The sequence below is a fragment of the Brevibacillus sp. SAFN-007a genome, from assembly GCF_051967035.1.
Classification (GTDB): Bacteria; Bacillota; Bacilli; order Brevibacillales; family Brevibacillaceae; genus Brevibacillus.
In genome coordinates, this window is the sequence record NZ_JBQCKK010000001.1 from 17,891 (window position 1) to 41,359 (window position 23,469).

At 56.2% G+C, this 23,469-nt stretch carries 19 protein-coding genes and 1 pseudogene; 8 read left to right on the plus strand and 12 right to left on the minus strand.

All coding sequences use genetic code 11. From position 1 onward, the window contains the following. The 3 genes and pseudogenes from ACTHO6_RS00105 to ACTHO6_RS00115 all read right to left on the minus strand — a co-directional run. Positions 1-1,682: pseudogene (locus ACTHO6_RS00105) on the minus strand (hypothetical protein); the annotation flags it as partial. Between the two features lie 166 nt (positions 1,683-1,848). Continuing rightward, a complete protein-coding gene (locus tag ACTHO6_RS00110) occupies positions 1,849-3,051 on the minus strand; it encodes a hypothetical protein (RefSeq protein ID WP_440238093.1) in 1,203 nt (400 codons plus the stop codon). Positions 3,052-3,159: 108 nt separating this feature from the next. After that, positions 3,160-4,044: a glycosyltransferase family 2 protein gene (locus ACTHO6_RS00115; RefSeq protein ID WP_440238095.1), complete on the minus strand. Its 885-nt coding sequence runs from the start codon at positions 4,042-4,044 to the stop codon at positions 3,160-3,162. A gap of 143 nt (positions 4,045-4,187) precedes the next feature. Between ACTHO6_RS00115 and ACTHO6_RS00120 the strand changes: the two genes are divergently transcribed. Further along, on the plus strand, positions 4,188-5,612 hold the full coding sequence (locus ACTHO6_RS00120) for a hypothetical protein (RefSeq protein WP_440238097.1): 1,425 nt from the start codon (positions 4,188-4,190) through the stop codon (positions 5,610-5,612). Positions 5,613-5,665: 53 nt separating this feature from the next. Here the strand turns inward: ACTHO6_RS00120 and ACTHO6_RS00125 are convergent, their stop codons facing one another. After that, positions 5,666-6,769 (minus strand): peptidoglycan-binding protein, encoded by a 1,104-nt coding sequence (locus ACTHO6_RS00125; protein WP_440238099.1) that lies wholly within the window; start codon positions 6,767-6,769, stop codon positions 5,666-5,668. Between the two features lie 93 nt (positions 6,770-6,862). Here ACTHO6_RS00125 and ACTHO6_RS00130 point away from each other — a divergent pair, with 93 nt between their 5' ends. Further along, positions 6,863-7,207, plus strand: a complete 345-nt coding sequence (locus tag ACTHO6_RS00130) for a DUF1360 domain-containing protein (protein ID WP_440238101.1) — start codon at positions 6,863-6,865, stop codon at positions 7,205-7,207. 6 nt (positions 7,208-7,213) lie between these two features. On the opposite strand, the gene ACTHO6_RS00135 is transcribed toward ACTHO6_RS00130, so the two are convergent. Together ACTHO6_RS00135 and ACTHO6_RS00140 are read right to left on the minus strand one after the other, a co-directional pair. Continuing rightward, positions 7,214-8,401 carry a glycosyltransferase family 2 protein gene (locus ACTHO6_RS00135; RefSeq protein WP_440238103.1) on the minus strand — a complete coding sequence of 396 codons (1,188 nt, stop codon included), beginning with the start codon at positions 8,399-8,401 and terminating at the stop codon, positions 7,214-7,216. Between the two features lie 189 nt (positions 8,402-8,590). Then, positions 8,591-9,439 carry a DUF1698 domain-containing protein gene (locus ACTHO6_RS00140; protein ID WP_440238105.1) on the minus strand — a complete coding sequence of 283 codons (849 nt, stop codon included), beginning with the start codon at positions 9,437-9,439 and terminating at the stop codon, positions 8,591-8,593. A gap of 216 nt (positions 9,440-9,655) precedes the next feature. Between ACTHO6_RS00140 and ACTHO6_RS00145 the strand changes: the two genes are divergently transcribed. The 5 genes from ACTHO6_RS00145 to ACTHO6_RS00165 all read left to right on the plus strand — a co-directional run bounded on the left by ACTHO6_RS00145 (position 9,656) and on the right by ACTHO6_RS00165 (position 14,865). Continuing rightward, positions 9,656-10,522, plus strand: coding sequence for a hypothetical protein (locus ACTHO6_RS00145; RefSeq protein ID WP_440238107.1), 867 nt, complete (start codon positions 9,656-9,658; stop codon positions 10,520-10,522). 180 nt (positions 10,523-10,702) lie between these two features. Next, positions 10,703-12,073, plus strand: a complete 1,371-nt coding sequence (locus ACTHO6_RS00150) for a sugar phosphate nucleotidyltransferase (protein ID WP_440238109.1) — start codon at positions 10,703-10,705, stop codon at positions 12,071-12,073. Beyond that, entirely contained in the window at positions 12,070-13,173 is a 1,104-nt protein-coding gene (gene rfbG, locus ACTHO6_RS00155) for a CDP-glucose 4,6-dehydratase (protein ID WP_440238111.1), read from the plus strand. The genes ACTHO6_RS00150 and rfbG overlap by 4 nt, the downstream gene beginning before the upstream one ends. Continuing rightward, positions 13,170-13,937 carry a glucose-1-phosphate cytidylyltransferase gene (gene rfbF, locus ACTHO6_RS00160; protein WP_440238113.1) on the plus strand — a complete coding sequence of 256 codons (768 nt, stop codon included), beginning with the start codon at positions 13,170-13,172 and terminating at the stop codon, positions 13,935-13,937. Before rfbG ends, rfbF begins: the two co-directional genes overlap by 4 nt. Before the next feature lie 31 nt (positions 13,938-13,968). Further along, on the plus strand, positions 13,969-14,865 hold the full coding sequence (locus ACTHO6_RS00165; protein WP_440238115.1) for an NAD-dependent epimerase/dehydratase family protein: 897 nt from the start codon (positions 13,969-13,971) through the stop codon (positions 14,863-14,865). A 75-nt stretch (positions 14,866-14,940) separates the two neighbouring features. Here ACTHO6_RS00165 and ACTHO6_RS00170 read toward each other — a convergent pair whose 3' ends face one another. The 5 genes from ACTHO6_RS00170 to ACTHO6_RS00190 are packed head-to-tail and all read right to left on the minus strand — an operon-like array spanning position 14,941 to position 20,708. After that, positions 14,941-16,368 (minus strand): FkbM family methyltransferase, encoded by a 1,428-nt coding sequence (locus ACTHO6_RS00170; protein WP_440238117.1) that lies wholly within the window; start codon positions 16,366-16,368, stop codon positions 14,941-14,943. 24 nt (positions 16,369-16,392) lie between these two features. Beyond that, positions 16,393-17,499: a glycosyltransferase family 4 protein gene (locus tag ACTHO6_RS00175; protein ID WP_440238119.1), complete on the minus strand. Its 1,107-nt coding sequence runs from the start codon at positions 17,497-17,499 to the stop codon at positions 16,393-16,395. Further along, positions 17,496-18,452, minus strand: a complete 957-nt coding sequence (locus ACTHO6_RS00180) for a GDP-L-fucose synthase family protein (protein WP_440238121.1) — start codon at positions 18,450-18,452, stop codon at positions 17,496-17,498. Before ACTHO6_RS00180 ends, ACTHO6_RS00175 begins: the two co-directional genes overlap by 4 nt. A gap of 31 nt (positions 18,453-18,483) precedes the next feature. Next, positions 18,484-19,725 carry a glycosyltransferase family 2 protein gene (locus ACTHO6_RS00185; RefSeq protein ID WP_440238123.1) on the minus strand — a complete coding sequence of 414 codons (1,242 nt, stop codon included), beginning with the start codon at positions 19,723-19,725 and terminating at the stop codon, positions 18,484-18,486. Next, on the minus strand, positions 19,725-20,708 hold the full coding sequence (locus ACTHO6_RS00190) for a GDP-mannose 4,6-dehydratase (RefSeq protein ID WP_440238125.1): 984 nt from the start codon (positions 20,706-20,708) through the stop codon (positions 19,725-19,727). The genes ACTHO6_RS00185 and ACTHO6_RS00190 overlap by 1 nt, the downstream gene beginning before the upstream one ends. 284 nt (positions 20,709-20,992) lie before the next feature. Between ACTHO6_RS00190 and ACTHO6_RS00195 the strand changes: the two genes are divergently transcribed. Further along, complete coding sequence (locus ACTHO6_RS00195) at positions 20,993-21,700, plus strand: hypothetical protein (RefSeq protein ID WP_440238127.1); 708 nt, start codon at positions 20,993-20,995, stop codon at positions 21,698-21,700. Here ACTHO6_RS00195 and ACTHO6_RS00200 read toward each other — a convergent pair. Then, positions 21,697-23,445 carry a phospho-sugar mutase gene (locus tag ACTHO6_RS00200; protein WP_440238129.1) on the minus strand — a complete coding sequence of 583 codons (1,749 nt, stop codon included), beginning with the start codon at positions 23,443-23,445 and terminating at the stop codon, positions 21,697-21,699. The two genes, ACTHO6_RS00195 and ACTHO6_RS00200, sit on opposite strands and share 4 nt — an antisense overlap. Between the last annotated feature and the right edge of the window lie 24 nt (positions 23,446-23,469).

Consider the following 23,469-nt stretch of genomic DNA (forward strand, 5'->3'; position numbering starts at 1 on the left):
AAAAGCGTGGTCTCGTGATCGCGGGCGGCTTCGAGCTGCTGGGTTGCCGTCTCCAGTTGGCGGGTCGTGGCATCGAGTTGCGAAGAGGTGCTTTGCAGCTGCAAGCTCGCGTCTTCCAGTTGCTTGCTGTTTTCAGCGAGCTGCTGCGAAGTGGTGTCCAGCTGTTGAAGCGTCTGGCCGTGCTTGTCGCTCAGCTCTTGATAGGCGAGGCGAGCGGCTTGCAGCTCGGCGTCTGTTTGTTCCAGCTTCTCTGTCCAGACCAGCTCCTGCTGTTCCCAATGCGTGATGCTCGCTTCAAGCTGTTGCTGCTTCGCCAAAAGCGTGGTCTCGTGATCGCGGGCGGCTTCGAGCTGCTGGGTTGCCGTCTCCAGTTGGCGGGTCGTGGCATCGAGCTGCGAAGAGGTGCTGTGCAGTTGCAAGCTCGCCTCTTCCAGTTGCTTGCTTTTTTCAGCGAGCTGCTGCGAAGCGGTGTCCAGCTGTTGAAGCGTCTGGTTGTGCTTGTCGCTCAGTTCCTGATAGGCCAGGCGAGCGGCTTGCAGCTCGGCGCCCGTTTGTTCCAGCTTCTCTGTCCAGACCAGTTCCTGCTGTTCCCAGTGCGTGATGCTCGCTTCGAGCTGTTGCTGCTTCGCCAAAAGCGTGATCTCGTGATCGCGGGCGGCTTCGAGTTGTTGGGTAGCGGCTTCGAGTTGTCGGGAAGCATCCTCGAGCTGCTGCGAAGCGGTGTCCAGCTGCTGAAGCGTCTGGTCGTGCCTGTCGCTCAGTTCCTGATAGGCCAGGTGAGCGGCTTGCAGCTCGGCGTCTTTTTGTTCCAGCTGTCCTTGCAAATGCTCCAGCTGGGTAAGCTGTTCCTGCTCGATATGCTGGGCGCTCTCGTATTCGTCGTGCATATGGTCAAACGCTTTTTTCCATGATTGCTCTTGCTGCTCCAACCGGGTGATCGTCTCCAGCAATTGCTGGCGTTCCGCAAGCAGTCCTTCGATACTGCTGTGCTGCTGTTGCTGCTGCTCCTGCAATTTGGCATGGATTTGCTCCTGCGAGGCGAGCAGCTGGCTCCACTCCGCTTCTTTTTGCCGCGCAAGCTCCAACTCCCTGTGGGCCTGCTCGTTTGCAGACTCGATTGCCTTCAGCTTCGCCAGTTGCTCATTCCATTGCGCTTCCTTTTTCTCGAAGCTTTCCACCCTGCGCTGGAGCAGTTCAATATGCTCCTGCAAGTGGGCTTCCCGGGCCTCCTGCCTGGAAATCGCCTCTGCCAGGAGAGGGGACTTTTCCTGGTTGTGCTTTTCTTCTTTCAGTTCTTCTTTCAGTTCTTCTATCGTTTGCTTCAGCTTGCCTTCCCGGTCTTGATAGGCGGAAATGGCCTTTTCACGCTGCTGCAGAAGGTTCTGGTAGTGGTCGAGCTTCGTTTCCAGTTCGGCGAGCAGGTTTTGCGACTGATCCGTGTACTGCTGCCATTCATTTGCTTTTTGGTCCAGCGTCGAAAGCGTTTGGTGCAGTTCTTCCAGTTGGGTTCGGTACTCCTGGTTTTCCTGGCTGATCGCTTCTATTTGTTCTTCAAGCTCCACGACGCGCAAACCAAGCTGATTGGCTTTGTCTTCGTAGTAGTACGCCTGCTTTTTCAGCAAAAGGAGCTTCTCGCTCCCTGCTTTGGGCTTGCTCGTGCTGGAGGTTCTCTTTTTAAGCACGGTGTTGTCCTCCTTTTTCCGTAAGATGATCCTCTATAGACATATGTAACGTATCCGAAATGGTGCCTGTATCCAGGGGGAGCAATCGAAACGGCCAAGGAAACGAAAAAAAGGGAGAAGCCATGGCCTTCTCCCGGTAGGAAAACGTCTCTTGTTTGCAGAGGCTTTACGGTGTGGTGATGACGATATCTCCGAAGGTGACGCAATCGCGCACCAGCAGTTGTTCGTCTGGAACGATGGTGATGCTGGCGGTAAAGACGATCACGCCGCTTGTATCGGTCAGGGTCAGGAGGATGACGTCTGGCAGACCCAGTCCTGTTTCGGCGAGAGTGAGCGAGTAGGTCAGGATCTCTTGGGCGCCGGTGGCAGTAAAGGTTCTTACCCCGGTACCTGTCACGACGAGACCCGTCAACAGCTCGATGCCAGGCAGGACGGTAATGCATGTCGGCGAACTGATCGAGGTCGGCGAGAAGCTGAAGCTTTGGTCGCCCAACAGGTCAGTCAAGACAGAGTCAAAGAAGTTAAAGGTAAACGAGCTGCTGGATGGATCGCAGCTTGGGCAGATATCGGCGATCAGCTGGATGGTACCGACGGCGAGTTCGAGCGGGATACCGATGCTGATCGAGACGTTCGGAATCAGTGCGTTTACGGACGCCTGGCAATCGCAGTTGCGAACTGGGAAGATTGGCGGGCATTGTGGCGGGAACGTGATCGGCGGGCAACGGAAGGAAGGCGTTGGCGAAGGAACAGGGATCGTGTTAGGACGTGGCGAGCAGAATTTGGCCAGCACTTCCAGTTTGACTTCCGCTTCGACCTGGATTTCCACGCAGATAATGACATCCAGTTGAACCATGCCGCCGAGGAGGACGTTTCCGGTTGGATTGCACTCCAGCGCGGTGATGCGGCAAACGATGTTGTCCTCGTCAAGTGGTTCAGGCAGGCAGAGTACGACCTCCTGATCGAACTGGACGGTTGTCGTAAATTCGCAGAGCGGCGTTCCGTCTGCGAAGATACGCACCACAACAGTTGCGCTGAACACGAAGCGGACGATACCTACGCGAACGGTGGTTCCGCCGACGGTGATGGTTTCGCGGCGAATGCTGACGACATTGCAAGAAGGTCCGGGAGATACAGGCTCCACGCACGAAATGGTGATATCTTGCCCGGCGCGAATAGCTGCGTCCACAAGCGCTCGACAATCGTCGGGAAGGGCAATCTTGTTTCGGTAGCTGTTAGCAAGAACGACCCAGTCGTACACCTTTTGGACGCGAATGCACTCTTCCTGAAGGTTATTCGGGATCGGAGGAGTAGCTGTCGGAGTCGGTGTAGGGAGCTGGCGACCCATAATGGGCTTCACAGGATGTTTCACCGTTTGAATCCTTCCTTTCCTAGGTGGATTTGCTTTGCAGTTACATACTATGTGGGCAACGGGAAATTTGCTTGTCAACGAATGCCCATTTTTTAGGTGAATGGCGGATCAGAACGGAATCTGGAACTGCTGAAAAAACCAGTTGTCATCGCGCTTTCTCTGGGCGAGGTAGCGGATGCGCTGGGCCGCCGCACCGCTGGTCAGGACGTCGTCTTCGATCTCGTTTGCATTCGCGTACACGATGAGTTTTTTCGTGGCCTCGATCCGCTGTTCGTTAAAATGGCTGTACGCCATCCGCAGCATGTTGTAGTAGATGTGCTCGTGCACCACTGTATAAGGATGGGTTTGCCGGAACAGATGCAAAATTTTCACGGAAGGATGCACCAGACAGGTAAATCCGAACAGCCACATTTTGATGGAAAACTCGATGTCTTCAAAACCCCAGACGCGAAAGCCGCGATCAAAACCTCCCACCTTCAAAAAAGCCTCCCGCGTGACGAGAAAGCAGCCGCCTGGCAGGATCGCGACCGGAGAGGGACGATGCGGGTTCGGATACCAGACGACGCCGAGCTTCTGATCGAGCTTTTGGCCGTAGCCGATCTTGTGCGGCTCGGTCATGGAGGCGATTCCGGGGGCGACACCGTCCGCTTTTTTCGTGAGGACCAGCTCCAGCATGCGGTCGATCCAAAAGTTTTCAAAAGTGAGGTGAGCATCGCAGAAGATCAAATATTTTCCGCGCGACTGCTCCACGCCCAGATTCCTGGCGGCAGCGGCCCCGATTCCTTCTGTCGTAATTAGCTTGATGTTTGGAGCGTTTTCCTGCTGGCGCAAAAAATGACAGCCATGATCGGTAGAAGCATCATCGACCACGATGACTTCATAGCTCATATTCGTTCTGGTGTTGACGAGGGAAGTAATCGTGGAGCGCACATTGTCGCCTTCGTTTTTTACAGGAATGATAATAGAGATCAGCGGCGGTTGCTCGACGGACATATGACCACTCCTTTCTAGTTGCCATGGTATGCCGTACAGCCTGGGAAGGAACGCCCAGTGCCAAAATTGCTCACTTTTGCCACTGGGCATTCATACAATATGGCGGAGCGAGTGAAGGAAGTGTCGTAAGGGAGTGAATGGAGATGGATGTCGAGGTCTATTACAGCGGGCAGCGTGGCGGAACGATGCCATATGCGGCTCTGCCTGCTTTTCGCTTATTTTGCAAGCAAAATGGATTTCAATTGAAGTGGGACCCGAAACAAAAACGAATCGATCTGGATTCGGGGTTGAAAGGAAAGGTTTGTGTTCTGTTCACGGGAAACTCTGCCACGGAAACAGCTTATGAGTGGGAGGTGCTGGGCAAGGTCCAGCGGTTCGTTTCCGATTCTGGCATGGAAGTCGTGCTGACCAAAAACAACCTCGCCCTTGCCAAAAATACCGATGTCGCGATCCGGTTCAGCATGAAGGAGCTGCGTCTGCTGGAAAAACCGCGGCTGGTGCTGTACCCACATGAGAACGAGCGGCAAAGAGAGCTCATCAGGTGTCTGCAGGCAGAGTTGAAGCAGACCGGAATCCCTTGCCATCACAAGGAAAGCAAGGGGGCCAAACAACCGAACGGAATCGTGCATATTCAGCTGCAAATGCCGCTGCGTACCGCCGAGCATCGGCGCAAGGCGTACGGAGAAAAAATTGCCTTCTACCTCGCTTCGGGAATTTTGGAGTATGTGCAGAGCGGCTTGCGCATTCATCCGCTGGCCTATCTCCCCCCGAACATTTTGAAGCTGTTTTATTCCAGCGTATGGACAACGGAGGCAGGTCGTGCCGATAGGACGCCGTTCGCAGAGGAGGAGGCGCAACTCCCCGATGAGACAGAGCAGCCTGATTATGCAGAAGCGGCGCCTACCGATGAACGCGAGGCCATCATGGAAAGCCGGCAGCAGGAAGCCGCTACGCCGGGAGAGAGCGCTGCTGAAGCGGAAGGTAGCGCACAACCGGCGGCGCAGGCAGTAGCGGGACAGGGAGAAGTAGCGCACAGCCAACCTCCCGTTCCCATAGAAGCAACTGTGCAGGAGCATGAACAGGAGCAGTCTGCGGAACCCAGGGCAGCGGCCGAAGTGTTTTTCGACTATACGTTGATTCATTCGGACTCAGCCGAGAAACCGTACCTGTTAATCGGCACGCTACAGGTCAAAAACACAGGGACAGAGACGTTGTACAATCCGGTCGTCTGTCTGCGGGTGACGCCTGTCGATTCGATCAAGATGGGCGGACAAATCTTGCCGCCCAAACTGGTGGAGACGTTGGCTGTGCAAGGAAGCAACGGGTTGAAGGGCTGGAGGTATCTCGATGACGACTGGTTCTCGCAGGCGATGGAGAGAGGCGAATATTGGATCGCTCCCATCCAGCCGGTGGTGATTCCTCCGCAGTCGGCAGAAGCGTTTCAAAATTTCCAGGTTTCCTTCCTGAAGCAAGAGTCGGGTAAAGCGATTGTCGTGGAAGGAATCGTCCTTTGCAACGATCAATCGGTGCATTTTTCCGCCAATAACCGCATCGCTGTATCGTTCTGAGCAAAAAAGCCACCATTTCCAAAGCGAAATGATGGCTTTTCCATTCGATGCGCTTACTTTTTCAAAAACATTTGCACGAACGTTTTTCCATATGGACCGCCATTCACGACCGCAATCCCGACGTGGTCGTAGGTAGGGCTGACGATGTTCGCCTTGTGACCCGAAGAGTTCATGAACATTTGATGAGCGCCGCTGACGGTCGGATTTTGGGCAATGTTTTCCGCGGCCGCAATATAATGAATACCAAAGGTGTCCATCATCTGGAAAGGAGAGCCGTACGTCGGAGAGGTGTGGCTGAAGTAGCCCTTGGCGACCATTTCCTGCGCTTTGACGCGCGCTACTTTGACCAGCTGCATGTCTACCTGATACGGAGCGAGTCCGCGGCTTGTGCGCTCCTGGTTCACCAGTTGCACCATTTCCTTTTCGTCGGCCGTAAGCTCGGCAGGCAACGGCACTTGTGTGCCTGGGCCTGGCTGTTGCGGAGTTTCCGGCTGGGCTGGCGTCGGCGCTGGCGTTACTGGCGGCTTCGGCGTTGGAGCTGGAGCCGGAGCCGGGGCTGGCTTAGGTTGAGGTGGGTTGTTCTTGTACTGGGCTTCGATCGCTTTGTACGTCTTGACATCTGCTTCACCTGTCAGCGTTTGCTGGTTGCGAGATTGGAACAGCATGACGGCAAAACGGGTCGAGTCGTCGAAATGGCCTGTCGCTGTTACCTTGTAGCCCAGGGCGGCGAGCATTTGTTGCAGTTCTTTGACGCGCTCACCGGTGGAACCGAGCTTGAGCGTCGCCGCCTGTTCGGCTGGCTGGGAAGGCTTGGCTGGTGTTTGGGGCTTCGGTGCGGGCTTTTTAGCAAGCGCCTGGTACGTCTGTTTCAGCTTGTCGTAGGTAGCCTTGTTGACGATTCCCGTTTGCTTGAGCTTGTATTTTTTTTGGAATTGTTTGACGTTGTACGCCGTATCGGAGGTATAAAGCTTGTCTACTTTCAGGTTATGGTCGAAGTGCAGGGCATCGAGCATTTTTTCCACTTCGAGTACACGCGTGTGATTCATCCCTTTTTTCAGCGGGGAAAAAGTCGTTTTGGCAAAGGCTGGTTGTCCGATCATGGTGAAGGTGACGGACAGGGAAAGGATAGCTGCCATCTTCGAAATTGTGCGATTCATGTCATCACGCCTTTCTCTGGTTTGTCGCCTCCCATGGTACTAGAGATTGTGCAGCAAGGAAAACCACAAAATATGGAAAAGAGGGAAAAGTGGATGATAGGCATCTCGTGGATTGACCTGGTCATTCTCGTGTTGGCCAGCTTTCGTCTCACTCATTTGATCGTGTATGACGAAATCACATCTTTTCTGCGCAAACCATTTTTTACCGTCGTCTATGAAGCGGACGCCACCGGGCAAATGAACCGTCAGTACCGATTCAAAGGGGGAAAAGTGCGCCGCGTGATCGGCGAGCTGCTTAGCTGCCACTGGTGCGTGGGCATATGGGTGGCCGTATTGACGGTTGCCGTGTATGCGTATGTACCAGCCGCCTATCCGATTCTGCTCCTGCTGGCAATCGCGGGAGCGGCGGCCGTTATCGAAACCAGGCTGTACATGTGAAGTCTGTCACGCTCTGGAAAACGTTTGGTACACGACAAATTCATCGTGAGAAAGCGGGATTACTTCTTCGGCCTGATAGCCTCCGACCAGCTTGTTTTGCAAGTACGGAACAGGCGATGGGGAAATGAGCGAAGAAGCAATGTCTACGCGATGAATGTTGGTGCGCGGATCGAGCGGAATTTCCAGGGCGAACTGCGATTTTTCCACGGTAAACGTTTTGGCTCGCACGCCATTTACGAGCGTAGTGAGCTGGAAAGGTTTTTCCAGCTTTGTGCGAACAGCGGGCACCTTGCCTTTGATGAGCAGGATGTAGGCGGGATTGGCGGGATCTGATTGGACGACAACGCGCAGGACAGGGGGAGCCCATGCGCCGGGAAAACGGTTCATGCTCGTGACCTGTGCGGAATTGGAAGGGAACGACTTGTATCTTTTCAACAGGTCAATGACGCCCATCCCGCGATATTGCGAGACGTGCGACACCCAGCCGCTGGGAATGCTTAAATAATGCTTGGCAAGCGACTTGAACACTTCCGGAATCCCGACCGAGTGCCACTGGGTTGTCGACTTGCAGGTGGCGTGGATGCGTGCGTTGGCGAAAAACTCCGGAACATAGCCGATCTGATGAAATTTGGCAATCCGCATCCAAAGCTCGTAGTCCATGCAGAAATGGAGTTTTTCGTCCACGCCTCCCATCTGCGCGATGACATGGCGGCGAATAAAAGCAGCGGGCTGGCAGATACAGCAGGAGTAGTACAGCTGCTTGGCGTCGGCGTGCGAGGAGGGGAAGGTATTGACGGCCTGGCTGTGTTCATTGATGACCTGGCATTTCCCATGAACCATTCCCCAAGCGGGGTGTTGCAGAAGCGCGGTGACAGCCTTGCGAATCGCTCCGGGAAGATAGGTGTCGTCCGAGTTGAGCCAGCCGATAATGGTACCTTGCGACATGGTAAAGCCTTTGTTGAGCGCATGGGATTGCCCGTTGTCCGGCTCGGAAATATATCGGAAGCGGCTGTCCGCACTGGCGTATTCCTGCAAAATCGCGAGTGTACCGTCTGTCGACCCGCCGTCGACCACGATCATCTCCAGATGGGGATAGTCCTGAAGAAGCACGCTGTTGATCGTCTCGCGAATAAATTTTGCCTGGTTGAAGGAAGGGGTTACGATACTGACGAGAGGCAGTTGCCCACTGGACACTTCTGTCACTCCTTTCCAAGAGTCAGCGCGGCAAGAAACAGCACGCCTGCAATAGAATATGTACAAGAATAGCCTTTGGCATCGGGATACCTTTCTTATTTTTGTGGGCGGAAAAAGCAAAAAGGCGTGGCGCCCTCGCGATGGAGAGGGAGCGCACACCTCGTTGTTCGTCCGCTGTGAATGCGGGCGTTACAGGTAGTCAGGCACCAATCCCGGGTTGCGGTAAATGCGCAGCAGCTCCGCGTACGAATCGGCGGCGGTTTCGCTTCCGCTGATCGCTCTTGCCACCATGGTGACGCGACCGATCGGGTAGTTGTTTTTGGTGCCGGAGCTGATCGTCGTGATGCTTTGCGGCAATACTTCAAAGAGCGTGCTGGCGAGCATTTCCCGCAAGCATTTGATGGAAGGCACCCAGTAGGTGGTGATGTCATGATAAATACGGTTCATGTTGCCGGGAGGGCCGTTGTAGATCATTTTGGATTCACGGTCGTCCAGGATACAGGCGGTCTCCAGAAGCAGATGTCCTCCTGTTTTGATGACACTGCGCGCTTGCGACAAGGTCCACAGCGGATCGCGCACGTGATAGAGGAGACCGGTATGCTGCACGATATCGAACAAGTTGTGGCGGATTTGCTGCGGGAATGGCAGCGGCACGGAAAAATCGTCCATGAGCAGCACTTTCAGGCCCTCCCACAGATTGTACGGAGAAATGTTGTACAGCGGGAGTACCTTGCTGCCGAGAATGTCTTTGCACAACTCAAAATTGGAGTACAAAGGCTGCATGCAATCGGTAGCGACGACCAGCGAGGCGCCGAGCTTCTCCGCCTCGAAGGCCCACATCCCGTCAAAGCTGGCGATGTCCAGAACTCTTTTGCCTGTGTAGTCGATATGCGCCCGGGACTTGCGCGTGCTCTCCCAGAGCGGTTCCAAAATTTTCAGACCGGGGGTGGCGATTCCAGGCCGCAGTTGAATCTTGTGGTACCATGTACGTTTTCCGATCTCGGCCAGGATTTCACTGTCTGTCCATGTTCCTCCCACTCCTATCCCTCCCTCGAGAAAATCGGCTGTCTTCGGCGAGAATGCGATCGTACTACATTACGATATGAATGCCGCAGAGGTCGGGAAACGGGTGTAATCCCCCATTCTCTGGCGCAGGGCGGCGGATTTAGGCAGCAGGTACAAGCAGTGGCCGTTTCCGCCCCGACCAAAATCGCATAAGGTGAAGGAAAAGGAATGTACAGGAGGGGTGCCCCGATGGCCTTGCCTATCATTTTCATGCACAGAGGCAACGACCAGTATCTAGCCTACAGCTTGCGGCAAGCAAAGCTCAGCAACCCCCAATCTCCCGTCTACCTGCTTGGCAAGGAGGGGAATCGCCCATTTGCCGCTCCGGGTATCATCTATGTCCCGATGGATGCGTATCAGCAGACGGCCCAGATGTTTGCGAAGGTGTACCGGCACATGCATGTCATGAGCTACGAATATAATCTGTTCTGTTTTCAGCGCTGGTTTATCCTCCGCGACTTCATGCGTAAAAACAGAATGCAGAGCTGCTTTTACCTGGACTCGGACGTGATGCTCTACACCAATGTCAGTCAGCCCGAATTTCAGTCGTTTTCCATGGAGTTCGCATGGACAAGTTTCATAGGCTTGGACACGCTGGATCGCTTCTGCAACATGACGATGCAATATTTTGTGAACCCGCACATGTTTCGGTTGCTCGTGCAGAAGACGCTCGAATTCGATCAGGTGATCGACGGAGTGCCGCTGGTGTCGGATATGGTGCTCTGCCTGCTGTATTTCCGTTCCTACTCCGGGCGCTCGCATACGCACGGGACGTTTGGCGACGCCTTTTTCGATGAAAATATTAACCGGCCGCTATGGGCCGAGAGTTTGGCAGGCAAGAAAAAAGTATATGCGATCGACGGAAAGCTTTTCTGTAAGGACCCGGTCAGCGGTGCCTTCAAACAGCTGTACTCGCTGCATTTTCAAGGGCTGACGGCCAAAAGCTACATGAAAGACTTCTGGTTCCCGCACATTCCGCAGCAGCCGGGAATCTACTTTTACGACTACGCCGCGAGCCGGTGGACTTTGCAAACGGAAGGCGCCCCCCTTCCATAGAACCCCATGCCCTGATGCCCCGACTAACACGTCGGGGCTTTTGTCTGGTAGGCACAGCATGCTGGAAAAGGGATGGAAAAAGCGGGTGAACAGACCATTTTCACTCGCAAAACAGTCACCCTCTACCATCGCTTCATATGATGATTCATGCATGAAGTTTAACGGACAGAGGTGGCCTGGATGAAACTGGTGTTGCTATCGGGCGGTTCGGGCAAAAGACTGTGGCCGCTCTCCAACGATGTTCGCTCCAAGCAGTTTTTGAAGCTGATTCGCAATCGGGAAGGCGAGCCGGAGTCCATGGTTCAGCGAGTGTGGCGACAGCTTGCTTCCCATCAATGCCTGGGGAAGGCCTTTATCTCGACGAGTCAAGCGCAGGTAGATCTCTTATACAACCAACTGGGGCCGAACGTCCCCTTGATTTTGGAGCCGCAAAAAAGGGATACGTTTCCCGCGATCGCCTTGATTGCCAGCTATTTGCACAGCGTCGAAGGCTTGGGACCAGACGAGGTTGTCACGGTCATGCCCGTAGACTCGTTTGTGGAGGACGATTTTTTTCAAAAGCTCAAGGGGCTGGAGCCTGTCATCAAGGAAACGGGAGCAGAACTCGTGCTGATGGGCGTTGCCCCGACATACCCCTCTACGAAGTACGGCTATATCATTCCGGCTCCCCTCCACAAAGGGCCGAAAAGCTGCCTGCAGGTCGAGCGTTTTACAGAAAAGCCTTCTGTGGAGGAGGCCAATCGGCTGCTTGCGCAGGGTGCCCTGTGGAATTGCGGCGTTTTTGCTTTTCGCTTGGGCTATCTGCTGGACGAATTGCGCAAGCGAAAGCTGTCTCCGAACTACGAAGAGCTGGTTGCGCGCTACGGGGAACTGCCGAAAATCAGCTTTGATTACGAGATTGTCGAGAAAGCCAAGCATGTCGTGGTGGTGCCATACGAAGGAGCCTGGAAAGACCTCGGGACCTGGAACACACTGACGGAAGAGATGAGCGATAGCTCGGTTGGGCATGTGCACTTGAAGGAGAGTGCCAACACGCACGTCATCAATGAATTGGACGTGCCGATTGTCACGATTGGCGTATCCGACGTCGTCGTGGCCGCGAGTCCGGACGGGATTCTCGTCTCGGCGAAAGACAAAAGCCATATCGTCAAAGATATCGCCAACGACTGGTCCCGACGGCCGATGTTCGAAGAGCGGCGCTGGGGCTGGTACCATGTGTTGCAGTTTCAGAAAATGAACGACAAGGTCGAGGTGTTGACCAAACAGCTTCACTTGCATGCCGGAAAAAATTTGAGCTACCAATATCATCATTTTCGCAGCGAGGTCTGGATGATCGTGGAGGGCGAAGGAGATTTTGTCCTGAATGATCGCTTGATCCGGGTAAAGCCAGGCGATGTGGTCGAAATTCCGATAGGAGCCAAGCATGCGATCAAAGCCATAAGCGACCTGGATATTATCGAGGTGCAGATGGGCAGCAAGCTGGTCGAGGATGATATCGTTCGGCTGGGCATGAGCTGGCATGACATTTTGGAAATGGTCAGGGAAGCATGATGGGGCAAGACAGGGCCTTTTGGCAGGGGAAAAGAGTGTTTCTGACGGGGCACACGGGCTTCAAAGGCTCGTGGATGTGCCTTTTGCTGCATGCGCTCGGGGCACAGGTGACCGGGTACGCGCTGGCAGCGCCGACAAAGCCCGGCTTGTTTGAACTGTGCCGCATCGACTCCTTGCTTCATTCCGTGACAGGGGATATTCGCGATCGCCAAAAGCTGGCCGAGACGCTGCTGGCGGCCCGGCCCGACATCGTCATTCACATGGCTGCCCAGCCGCTGGTCGGGCTGTCGTACGCCGAGCCAGTCAGCACGTATGAGACGAATGTGATGGGGACGGTTTACTTGCTGGAAGCGGTTCGTTCTGCGCGAGAGGCCGGGATTCCGGTCAGGGCGCTCGTCAATGTCACCACCGACAAATGCTACGAAAACAAGGAGTGGACGTGGGGGTATCGGGAGGTGGACACGCTGGGCGGGCACGACCCGTACTCCAACAGCAAGGCGTGCGCGGAGTTCGTGACCGCCTGCTACCGGGACTCCTTTTTTCAGAGGGGAAACGCGCGAACAGATTTGCCGCCGATCGGCATTGCGACCGCACGCGCAGGCAATGTCATCGGCGGCGGCGACTTTACGCCTGGCCGCCTGGTTCCCGATCTGCTCCGCAGTCTGCTCGCCGGCGAGCCGATGCAGCTTCGCCAACCGCAGGCGATCCGTCCCTGGCAGCATGTTCTCGAATCGCTGCACGGATATTTGCTGCTCGTGCAAAAGCTGTGCGAAGACAGCCAGCGCTACTCGGGGAGTTGGAACTTCGGGCCGGATGCCGACGATGCCAAAACCGTCGAGTGGCTGGCGGCGCGGCTGTGCGAAAAATGGGGGGCGCAGGCGAGCTATCACATCCCCGAACAAGCCGCCTACCATGAGACGACGTCCTTGAAGCTGGACAGCTCCAAGGCGCGAGCGCTTTTGCACTGGCGGTCGCACTGGACGGTCGAGCAGGCGCTGGATCGCATCGTCGAATGGACAAGAGCCTACCAGCGAAAAGAAGACATGCGGCAGGTGTGCCTTGCGCACATCGAGCAATACAGAAAGGAGGGGGCTTCATGAAGGTCGTCATTTTGGCTGGCGGCTACGGCACGCGCATCGGCGAAGAATCGCAGCTTCGGCCGAAGCCCCTGATTGAAATCGGGGAAAAGCCGATTATTTGCCACATCATGTCCATCTACTCGAAGTACGGGTACAACGACTTTGTCATTTGCCTCGGCTACAAAGGCTACATGATTAAAGAGTATTTCGCCCATTACTTTTTGCACCAGTCGGATGTGACGTTCGATTTTCGCCAGGGCAACGAAGTCATTTTGCACAATCGCTGCCGCGATCCATGGAGGGTGACCTTGATCGATACGGGCAAGGATACGATGACGGGTGGCCGGATCAAGCGCATTCAGCCGTTCATTGGCGACGAGCCGTTTATGCTCACGTACGGCGATGGCGTAGGAAATATGGATATCGCCGCGCTCGTTGCCTACCATCAGTCGCACGGCAAGCTGGCGACGATCACCGCTGTGCAGCCTCCGGGAAGATTTGGCGCGCTCGACCTTGCTGCCACGGGACAGGTCAAGGGCTTCCAGGAAAAGCCGAGTGGCGACGGAGGCTGGGTCAACGCCGGATTTTTCGTGTTGCAGCCAGAGGTCTTCTCCTATTTGGCCGACGACGCGACGGTTTTTGAGCAGGGGCCACTCGAACAGCTGGCGCAGGCAGGGGAGCTGGCAGCCTATCGGCACACGGGCTTTTGGCATCCGATGGACACGCTGCGCGATAAGAATTACCTGGAGTCATTATGGAAAAGCGGAAAAGCGGAGTGGCGGTAGCGCAGCAGGAAACAAGCGAGGGGGTCAGCTCATGAACGTATTGCTCACGGGAGCTACGGGCTTTCTGGGAAGCCATCTGGCACGAGCGCTGCTGGTGGCCGGCCATCAGGTGACGATCCTGAAACGGAGCACGTCAGACTGCTCCCGGCTGGCCGATATCGCCAGTGAGCTTGCCGCCTGCGATGCGGATGCGGCGGCCCCGCTTTCTGCTTTTTCCCGGCATGGCCCTTTTGACGCCGTCATTCATGCCGCAACCGCTTACGGACGCAAGGGCGAGTCGGACGCGGCGCTGGTGGAGGCCAACGTGCTGTTCCCACTGCGCCTGCTTCATGCGTGCTGCGAGCAGGGCACCCGGCTGTTCGTGAATACCGATACGTTTTCTCGTGCTTCGCTCGCCTTGGGCGCGACGCATTTGGCGGGCTATCATCTGACGAAAAAACAGTTTGCGGAGTGGGGAGCGCTCACAGCCGCTCGGCACGGGCTGACGTTTGCCAATATGCGGCTGGAGCATGTGTACGGGCCAGGCGACCAGCCCGACAAATTCATCCCGTACGTCATCCGCCACTGTTTGCAGGACGGAGCCAGGCTTGCCCTTACTTCCGGCGAGCAGAAGCGCGATTTTGTGTACGTGGACGACGTGGTGGAGGCGTATTTGCTCGTGCTGCGGCACAAAGACGCGCTGCCCATGGGGTACCTGGACTATCAGGTGGGTACGGGGAAAGCGACCACGGTTCGCGAACTGGTGGAAACCATTCATTCGCTGACCCGCTCGACGGCAAAGCTGCAATTCGGAGCGCTGGCGCAGCGGTCAGGGGAGCTGATGTGCTCGCAGGCCGACACGCGCATGCTTCAGGCGCTTGGCTGGCAGGGGCGTGTGTCGCTTGCGGAAGGATTGGCGCTGACCTTGCAACAAACAGCGAAAAATTGAAAACAACCCGGCTGCGCCCTTTCGTTTCGGGGGAGGCAGCCGGGTGTTTTTTGTTGGGTGTTCTTTCGCCGGGGATCAGAGCAGGATCGTCTTGTTCGTGCAAAACAGGTCGCCGTGAAACGGCTTGATGGCATCCAGCAGTTGGGTGTACGAGGTGATTTTCATCAGCCCGCCATCCCGTTTGATCAGGTACAGATGCGAGTAGAGCGCGAACAGCCGCAGGAACAGCTCATTCGGGTCCTTGCCAAAATACCCGCGCAGGTTGTCGGGATTGAACTCGATGACGAGGTCGGGGTCGAACGTTTTGAATGTGTCGATGCCCCCTTGCAATACCTGGATTTCAGAGCCTTCCACATCGAGCTTAATCAGATCGATCCGCGACAAGCCGCGGTCGGCGACCCAGTCGTCCAGGCGTGTACACGAGATGGTGTTCGTCGCGACAGAAGTCGCCTCGCTGGCGATAAACGACCAGCCGCCCCCGCGATCCACTTCGCAAAACTCGATGACGCCGTTTCTGTCAAAGACGCCGAGCGGCACAGGCTCGACATTGCTTACGCCATTATCGCGCAAGGTCTGGTGCAAAAAGGCGAGGTTGACGGCAGACGGCTCGAAGGCGTACACCTTGCCTTGCGGTGCCAGATGGCTGAGCGCGAGCGAGATCGTGCCGAGATTGGCGCCAATGTCCAGGCACGTGTAATCGGGCTGCACGACCCGCTTCAGGACGTTGAGCACATATTCCTCGTACAGCCCGCCTGCCATTTCGATGTAGTACAAAACGCTCTGGTCGGTCACACTGCCGTGGACGAGAAACGATTTGTCGTCAAAGGGCAAACGGAAGGTGACCGTTTTTTTTCCATCCTGCGGGATCGGAGCGTAGATGCGGATGATGTCGTCCTTGACCTCGAAGTGCAGATCGGGGCGCAGGTCGGCAACGTATTGCTTCAGCTCGGCGATGGTCGGATAATCCTTCAGGAGCGGGTTCGAACCGATGAAGCAACGGGCGTCATCAATGAGTACGACGTGATTCGGAACGGGGTGGGACAGGATGGCAGCCAGTTCCTCCAGGATCGGCGTATCCAGGCTGCCTTTGGCGGATTCGGCCGACAGCGGGATATAATGTCCGTCCAGCCAGAACAGACACGGCTCGGTGATGGAAGAAAGAAGCTCGGGCAGCACCTTGCCGCTGTCTCCGTGCAGGATGGATACGTGCCCGTCGGCGGCAAAATGGGTTTTGGCGGCGAGGTAAAGGGCCGGATCCAGCTCAATGGAATAAATGCGCGAAAATACCGCCTTTTGCGCATCCACCATGTAACCGCGATAGGTGCCTGTTTCAATGAAGGTGCGAATCTGATAACGTTTGCCGTACTCGGCGACGGCTGCGGTTTTGACCTCGTACGGCGGGGATTCCAGCAACCAGAAATCCCACGTCTCCTGAGCGGTGAGGGGAAACGGAATGCGCAACTCCTGTTTCCAAACCCGCCGGATTTCGTCCATGCGTGACATGAGCATACTCCTTTCGTGATTCGGTTATTTTCCAGCCACCTGATGCAGGACAGCGAGGGTCTGCTGCGCGCATTGAGACCAGGAAAACTTGCTGGCTTGCTGCAATCCTTTGGCGATGAGGTCAGACCGCACAGCCTGGTTTTGTACTTCGACCATTTTTCTGGCGATATCTTCCGGAGACACCGGATCGAATGTCAAGGCGGCGTCTCCGACGATCTCGGGAATGCTGCCGCTATTGGAGCAGATGATCGGCAGTTCGGTGCGCATCGCCTCCACCAGCGGGATTCCGAAGCCTTCAAACAGGGAAGGGAAGCAGAGGAAGTTGGCGTTGCGGAACAGATACGGCATTTCCTCCTGCGGAATGTAATCCAGCCAGGTGATCTGGTCGGACAGCTTGTGCTGGTTGATCGTCGCCATGACCTGTCCGTGCGCTTCCTGGGGCGCCCCGGTGAAGACCATGTGGATTTTGAGCTGGTGCTCGTCACGCAAATAGGCGAGTGCTTGCAGAAGCGAGACGTGGTTTTTGTGCCACCACGTATTGGCCGGATAAAAGCCGTAATGCCCAGGCAGCTTGTATTTGTGCCGGACAAGCTGATTTTTCGTCTCGTGGAACGGCAGAGAGAACTCATGGGCCGCGTCGAGATGGATGGCATGGACGCGATGCGGGGGCACCCCGAATTTGGCGATGATGCTCTGCCGCGAGTACTCCGACAAAGTCAGGACCGCATGGGCTTTCAGCGCCGAGGATTGGTACGTCGTCTTGCGCCACTGCAAGGAGCGCTCATCGAAAAACTGCGGATAGAACTCGTGCTGGATGTCGGGAATGTTGATGACGCTCGGAATCGTGACATCATACGGGTTCAGCACCAAGAGCGGGCAAAACCACAGGTCGAGGCGGAGGCCGCGAATCCAGCTGTGGAACTGCTTGTGCGTATCGAGGTGCTCGTGCACCATGACCTTCTGGATTTTCGGATGGCTGGGAAAGGTGCGGTAGTTCGTGCTGGTCAAAAACAGGAACCACTGGTTTTGATCGCCGCTTTGGATGGAGTACGCCAGCAGGTTTCGCACATACTGCTCCATGCCGCCGATTTTGCCGGGGATGCAGGCAAGCAGATTCACTCCGATTTTCACGGTGCCTTCACCTCTTCGTCGCGCATGTGCTGGCGATACCAGTCGATCGTTTGCTGCAAGCCTGTGAGCAGCGGAGTGGAGGCGGTAAAACCGAACGCCGCTTTCGCTTTATCCGTCGCGAGCTTTCGCCGCGGCTGACCGTCGGGCTTGCTGGCATCCCACACGATCCGTCCCTCGTACCCGCACAGCTGTTGGATCGTCTCCGCCAGATCGCGGATCGTCATTTCCTCGCCAGAGCCGATGTTGACCGGATCAGCGGAGTCGTAGTGCTGCGTGGCGAGCACGATCGCACGGGCGGCATCCTCTACATAGATGAACTCGCGGGTGACGTTGCCTGTGCCCCAGAGCACGATCTCGTCTCGGTTCTGTTCCTTGGCTTCCAGACATTTGCGGATGATGGCCGGAATGACATGGGACGTGTCCAGATCGAAATTGTCGTAGGGACCGTACAGGTTGACGGGCAGCAAGTAAATGGAGTTGAAGCCGTACTGCTCGCGATATGCCTGCGATTGCACCAGCATCATCTTTTTCGCCAGGCCGTACGGGGCATTCGTCTCCTCCGGGTAGCCGTTCCACAAGTCTTCCTCCCGAAAAGGGACGGGGGCAAACTTGGGATAGGAGCAGATCGTTCCGATGGCGACAAACTTCTTCACGCCAAACAGTCTCGCTTGCTCCATGAGCTGCGTGCCCATCATCAGGTTGTCGTAAAAAAATTTGCCGGGGTTTTTTTGATTGGCGCCGATGCCTCCTACGACAGCAGCGAGGTGGATGATGATGTCCGGTGTAAACGTCTGGAGCATGTGGACGATGTCGTCTTCTTTGCGCAAATCAAAGTCGCGGCTTCGCGGCACGAACACATGCTGGCAGTGCCGGGCTTGCAGCTGGCTTCGCACATGCTTTCCGAGAAAGCCTGCTCCGCCGGTAACGACGATTCGTTTGTCCGACAGATTCATGAAAGCAACACCTTCCTTTTCGCGGTTGTGGTCACAACGAAGGGACTGGATTCCTGTTTTTCAACAGCCAGCCAGCGACATCCCGGGGGTTTTTTTTGTATTGCAAATAAAACTGGTATTCCTGCGCGGAGAGGGGAAATACGTTTTGCACCTGAAAGCTGACGGTACCGATGCCGGCTGCCGCTTCGCTATCCGGCAGCACTTGCTGACGGCTGCAAACCAGCTCGACGATCGAGTTGGGTTCGTTGACGGGAACCGGGATGCTGGTTTCAAACGGACCGGCGGGAATGACGTGATAGCCAACGGGCGTCTGGTTGACCAAGACGTGCACATGAACCGGCTGGTGGAACAACAGGTTGGCGCCTTTGATGACCAGGGCGTGCATCGGCTGGGCCGGATCGACGTGCAGGTGCAGCCGATAGCGCGGCGGAACCCAGTGAGAAGGATGGCGGTTGCTGTCTACGAGAATCGGTGTGTTGCCGAAAATCCGGTGGCTTTTGAACAGATCGAGGTACCAGAACACTCCTTTTCCAGGATAGTGGGTAAGAAAATGGTACAGCCAATGGTTCGCGACCGTGCCAAAGTGGCGGACGCTGGCCAGCAAAATTTCCGGCAGGCCCAGATCGACCTCCAAGGCGATGGATTTACAGGCAGGATGCAGGCGGGAGGCGGCGAGAAAGTCTTGGATGTGTCCGACCGTATACGTTTTGGAGATGCGCATCCATAAATCGTAATCCATGCAATAGTGCAAGTTTTCGTCGACGCCTCCGACCGCCTGGAACACCTCTTTGCGAATAAAAGCAGACGGCTGGCAGATGATGCAAAACAGGAACAGCGCCTCGCGGGAAAAAGGCTTCGTCGGGTAGACGCTGGTGATCTTGTCATCGGCATTGATGTGCAGGGCGTTGCCGTACACCATGGCCCAGTGGGGATTGGCTGTCAGGGCGTTGATCGCTTTGGCGACGGCGCCCGGCCAGTATTTGTCATCGGAGTTCAGCCAGCCGACGATCTGGCCGTTTGCCATCGCGAGGCCCTTGTTAATCGCGTGCGACTGGCCGCGATCCGGCTCGGAAATGTAGCGGAAGCGGTTCCCCAGATGCGCGTACTCCTGCAAAATGCCCAGCGTGCCATCGGTAGAGCCGCCATCGACGACGATATGCTCGATGTTCGGATAGTCCTGGCTCAAGACGCTCTCGATGGTTTTGCGGATAAAAGCGGACTGGTTGAACGAAGGGGTAATGATACTGACCAGCGGCAAGTCCTGATGTCCCATCAGCCTTCCCCCTTTTTTCGCGCTTGTGTGTGCAGCGTGTCCCGCCAGTATTGCAGCAGATCGCGCATCGTCTGGTGGAAGGGAATTTCCGGCTTCCAGCCCGTTTGTTTGCAAAAAGCGGTGGCATCGCCGAGCAAGACCTCTACATCCGAGGGGCGCAGTCGGTCGGGATCAACCAGAACCTGAATAGGGGCGGTGGTGAAGGAGAGGAGCGTATCCAACACCTCTTCGATGGTTCGCGTGCTTCCCGAGGAGATATTGTAGACGCTCCCGGGCACGCCTCGTTCCAGTGCCAGCCAATACGCTTTGACGACATCGCGCACATCGGTAAAATCCCGCCTGGCTTGCAAATTTCCTACGTGCACCTGCGGGGGCTGCAAGCCCAGCTCGATCTGGGCAATTTGTTTGGCGAAGTTCGAAGTGGCAAATCGCTCTCCCCGTCGCGGCCCCGTATGGTTGAAGGTGCGCGTGCGAACAATGGACAGCCCGTAGCTCTGATAGTATTGGTAGCCAAGAAAATCCTGCGCGATTTTGCTGACGGCGTACGGACTCTGCGGGCGCAGCGGATTCGTTTCTTGCACGGGCAACTCTTCCGGATAGACCAGCCCGTATTCCTCGCTGGAGCATGCCACCTGGATTTTGCAAGGAATATCCGCCGCTCTGACCGCTTCAAAAATATGCAACTGGCTGACGATGTTGTTCATCATGGTTTCGGCAGGAAAGCTCCAGGAGGCGGGGACGAAGCTTTGGGCAGCGAGGTGGTAAATATGTTCCGGCCTGATCCGGGCAATCATCTGTTCGACAGCTTCGCGGTCTTGCAGTTCGCACTCCACGAGATGGATGCGATCCCGAATCGGCGCGATATGATCCATTCGGCTGCGTGCCCGATAGGTACCGTAGATTTCGACGTCGCCGCGCGAGAGCAGGTACTCTGCCAAATGGCTGCCGGCAAAACCGGTAATGCCTGTAATCAAAGCTTTCAAGAGGCGTCCCCCCTTGTTCGTGATGGGATGGCGAAAGCCGGCGTACCGACAAAAAAGCAAGAAAGCAGATGCTTTATATATAGTAAAAACATGCACATGCTGGCACGGCGAATGTCTTTTGGGTGCGCAAGGATCATCGACAATTGGCAGGAACCGCGAAAAAGGAAGGGGCGGCAGGTGCTTTACGCCTTTTTATCGCGCAAGGGGAGCAAATGACTACGCCTTTTGGCCGCACACCAAATACGATGAAGAAAAGAGCGCCGAAAGGGAGGGGTACCGACCAGATGGACTCCATCAATCTATATGAAAAACGGGTGTTTTCACAAAACGGCGAAGACGGCATCGTGGAGGAGCTGTTTTCCAGGATCGGGACGACGAATCGGTTTTTTGTTGAATTTGGCGTCGAAACGGGCGAAGAATGCATGTCGCGAAATCTGGCGTGCGTGCACAACTGGTCCGGGATCTTGCTGGAGGGGCATCCGCTGAAGCATCGGCTCTTGCAGCAACAGTATGCCGCCTATCCCCAGGTCGTCACTCATCAGGCTTTCATCACCAGGGAAAACATCGCGAGCCTGTTTGCCCGTTTGCGAGTCCCGACCGAGTTTGATTTGCTGACGATTGATCTGGACGGGATTGATTACTGGGTGTGGGAGGCGCTGTTCGCCTACAAGCCGCGGGTGGTCATTATCGAATACAACGCTTCGTTTCCTCCGCCGCTAAAAAGGGTGGTTGCCTATGATCCGGCGTTCACGTGGAAAGGCACGACCTATTTTGGCGCGAGCCTGACGTCGTTGGCCGGATTGGGGAAAAAGCTCGGCTATGCGCTCATCGGGACGGATTCGCGGGGGGTGAATGCGTTTTTTGTTCGCCAGGATTGGCTGGCGCAAGCCGGGTTTGCCGAGCTTACGCCTGAAGCAGCCTACCATCCGCCCAACTACGGCGCTGCCGGAGGGGGCCACCCGCCCGGCGATGGCCCCTGGCTGGAAATCTAGGCGGGCAAAAGCTGCTCCAGATAGGCAAGCACCGCTTTTTTTACATCTGCGAGAGCTTGCAGGGCCGTCTCCTCCGAAGTGTCCTTCACGCCAAAATACAGCTTGATTTTGGGCTCCGTACCGGATGGACGGATGCAAAACCAGCCCTGCTCGCCCAAGCTGTACTTCAAACCATCGCTTGTGGGCAGCGACAAGCGTTCCGACGCGTTCGTGGCCGACAGCCAGCGCATGCCGAGCAAATAGTCCTCCAGCGACGTCACAGGGCGTCCTGCGACAGAGGTCAGCGGCTTGCTGCGCAAAGCGGCGAGGAGGGCAGCCATGGTTTCCATCCCGTCCTTGCCCGGATACGTAATCGAGACGAGATCCTCCCGGTAGTAACCGTACGTGGCATACAGCTCCTGCAAACGCTGGTGCAGGCTGGAGCCTTGCGCGAGCTGGCAGGCACAGGCGTCAGCCAGCAGAAAGGCTGCCTGCACCGCGTCTTTGTCCCGGACAAAATCCCCCCGCAAATAGCCGCAGCTTTCCTCCAGGCCAAACAAAAAGGCATACGCGCCGCTTTGGACGAACTCTTGAATTTTTTCCCCGATGTATTTGAATCCCGTCAGCGTATCAATGGTGGTGACGCCATAGTCGGAGGCGATCGCCCGCACCATTTCCGAGGTGACGACGGTTTTTACGACAGCTGCCTGAGCCGGAAGCGTTCCTGCCTGCTTTTCTTGCGACAAAATATAGTCGAGCAGCAAGACGCCTGTCTGATTTCCGTTCAGGATGAGGTGCTGGTTCGGCCCTGTCCGGATCGCCACCCCGAGCCTGTCTCCATCCGGATCGGTGCAGATGATGAGGTCTGCGCCTTTTTTGCGCGCTTGCTTCAGGGCCATCCGGAAGCTTTCCGGCTCTTCCGGATTGGGGGTGGCAACCGTGGGAAACTGCGGATCAGGCTCCGCCTGCTCGGAGACGATTTTGACCTGCGTAAAGCCCAGCTCCTGTAGCCCTTGCGTGATCGGCCCGAGGGTCGTGCCGTGTAAGGGGGAGAAAACGATTCGCGGTTGATGCGTGCGGAGAGCAAGCTCGGCTGCGGGGAAGCGCAGTTGCTTTTGACAGGCCATGTAGGCGGCAAACACATCGTCTCCGATCATCTGCAAGAGGCCGTTGGCGATGAGCGCGCTCACTTCGCTCGTGCCGATGTGCAGTTCGTCTCCGGCCTGCTCGATTTTGGCAAAAATCCGCGCGGCCGCTTCCGGCGTGATTTGCCCTCCGTCTGGGCCGTAAATCTTGTAGCCGTTGTATGCGGGCGGATTGTGGCTCGCCGTAATGACGACTCCCGCCCGCGCTCCCAGATGGCGGACGGCGAACGAGAGCAGCGGCGTCGGGCACAGCTGCTCGAACAGGCAGGCTGTCAAGCCGTAGTGGCCGAGCACTTTGGCCGTCTCCAGGGCGAATGTGTACGAATCGGCGCGCGAATCGTAGGCAATCGCCACCTTTTGCGCAGCGGGGTCTGTCCCCTGTTCAAGCAGGTGCAGCGCCAGGCCAGCGGTAGCTTTGCGGATCGTGTATACGTTGATCCGGTTGATCCCCGGCCCCATGACCCCGCGCATGCCGCCCGTCCCAAAGGCAATCGGCTTGTAAAAGCAGTCCTCCAGCTTTTTTTCGTCGCCTTCCAGTTGTTCGAGCTGGCGGCGAAGCTCCGGCTCCAGGTCCGGGTATTCCTTCCATCTTGTGTAGTGGTTTCGCCACTCGTTTGTCATGGTTGTCTTCACTCCCCCGATAAA

What these genes read in the sequence shown, in the direction of transcription:
- ACTHO6_RS00115 (WP_440238095.1), bottom strand. Translation starts at nt 4,044, where the DNA reads ATGTCCGTCGAGCAACCGCCGCTGATCTCTATTATCATTCCTGTAAAA.
- ACTHO6_RS00120 (WP_440238097.1), top strand. Translation starts at nt 4,188, where the DNA reads ATGGATGTCGAGGTCTATTACAGCGGGCAGCGTGGCGGAACGATGCCA.
- ACTHO6_RS00125 (WP_440238099.1), bottom strand. Translation starts at nt 6,769, where the DNA reads ATGAATCGCACAATTTCGAAGATGGCAGCTATCCTTTCCCTGTCCGTC.
- ACTHO6_RS00130 (WP_440238101.1), top strand. Translation starts at nt 6,863, where the DNA reads ATGATAGGCATCTCGTGGATTGACCTGGTCATTCTCGTGTTGGCCAGC.
- ACTHO6_RS00145 (WP_440238107.1), top strand. Translation starts at nt 9,656, where the DNA reads ATGGCCTTGCCTATCATTTTCATGCACAGAGGCAACGACCAGTATCTA.
- ACTHO6_RS00150 (WP_440238109.1), top strand. Translation starts at nt 10,703, where the DNA reads ATGAAACTGGTGTTGCTATCGGGCGGTTCGGGCAAAAGACTGTGGCCG.
- rfbG (WP_440238111.1), top strand. Translation starts at nt 12,070, where the DNA reads ATGATGGGGCAAGACAGGGCCTTTTGGCAGGGGAAAAGAGTGTTTCTG.
- rfbF (WP_440238113.1), top strand. Translation starts at nt 13,170, where the DNA reads ATGAAGGTCGTCATTTTGGCTGGCGGCTACGGCACGCGCATCGGCGAA.
- ACTHO6_RS00165 (WP_440238115.1), top strand. Translation starts at nt 13,969, where the DNA reads ATGAACGTATTGCTCACGGGAGCTACGGGCTTTCTGGGAAGCCATCTG.
- ACTHO6_RS00170 (WP_440238117.1), bottom strand. Translation starts at nt 16,368, where the DNA reads ATGTCACGCATGGACGAAATCCGGCGGGTTTGGAAACAGGAGTTGCGC.
- ACTHO6_RS00180 (WP_440238121.1), bottom strand. Translation starts at nt 18,452, where the DNA reads ATGAATCTGTCGGACAAACGAATCGTCGTTACCGGCGGAGCAGGCTTT.
- ACTHO6_RS00185 (WP_440238123.1), bottom strand. Translation starts at nt 19,725, where the DNA reads ATGGGACATCAGGACTTGCCGCTGGTCAGTATCATTACCCCTTCGTTC.
- ACTHO6_RS00195 (WP_440238127.1), top strand. Translation starts at nt 20,993, where the DNA reads ATGGACTCCATCAATCTATATGAAAAACGGGTGTTTTCACAAAACGGC.
- ACTHO6_RS00200 (WP_440238129.1), bottom strand. Translation starts at nt 23,445, where the DNA reads ATGACAAACGAGTGGCGAAACCACTACACAAGATGGAAGGAATACCCG.